This window comes from Caulobacter sp., from assembly GCF_017744445.1.
Classification (GTDB): domain Bacteria; phylum Pseudomonadota; class Alphaproteobacteria; order Caulobacterales; family Caulobacteraceae; genus Caulobacter.
In genome coordinates this window covers 1-536 of record NZ_JAGIBH010000144.1, presented here as the reverse complement: position 1 = coordinate 536, position 536 = coordinate 1, and the positions used below count along the sequence as shown (strand labels likewise).

Here is a 536-nt window from a genome sequence, read left to right as displayed (position 1 = left end):
CAGCAAACTCCGGGCCCCGCTCATTGCCTTTCCGATCCCCCGCCGCTGCCGCGGCCCCCCCCTTGCCAAGGGGCTATGGCGATGGCCGGCCTTGGCGGCGGATGCACGCACGAAGTTCGCCCCGACTGCGCCCCACGCTTCCGCGGTTGTGGCAATCAATCGCCGCACAACCGTTGGCGGATCAGTCGTTCGACTCGGCGGCGCCGTACAGGGCCTTGCGCGGGGCGCCGGTGATCTCGGCGGCCAGCTTGGCCGCGGCCGAGGGCGGCAGCTGCCGGGCCAGGATCGCGTGCACGCGACGGCCTTCGGCCAGTTTCGCATCGGCATCCTCGCCCATGCCCTGCACCACCAGCACGAACTCGCCCTTGCGCTGGTCGGCGTCGGCCAGCACCCGCGCGTGCAGTGCGGCCAGATCGCCGTCGAGCACGGTCTCGAACAGCTTGGTCAGCTCGCGCGCGAGTACCGCCGGACGTGCGTCGCCGAAGGCCGCGCGCAGGTCGGCCAGCGATTCGTCGATGCGGTGCGCCGACTCGTAG

Annotated in this window: 1 pseudogene; it reads right to left on the bottom strand. The window is 71.8% G+C overall.

From position 1 onward, the window contains the following. Nucleotides 1-181: 181 nt before the first annotated feature. Nucleotides 182-536: pseudogene (locus J7528_RS24115) on the bottom strand (16S rRNA (cytidine(1402)-2'-O)-methyltransferase); the annotation flags it as partial.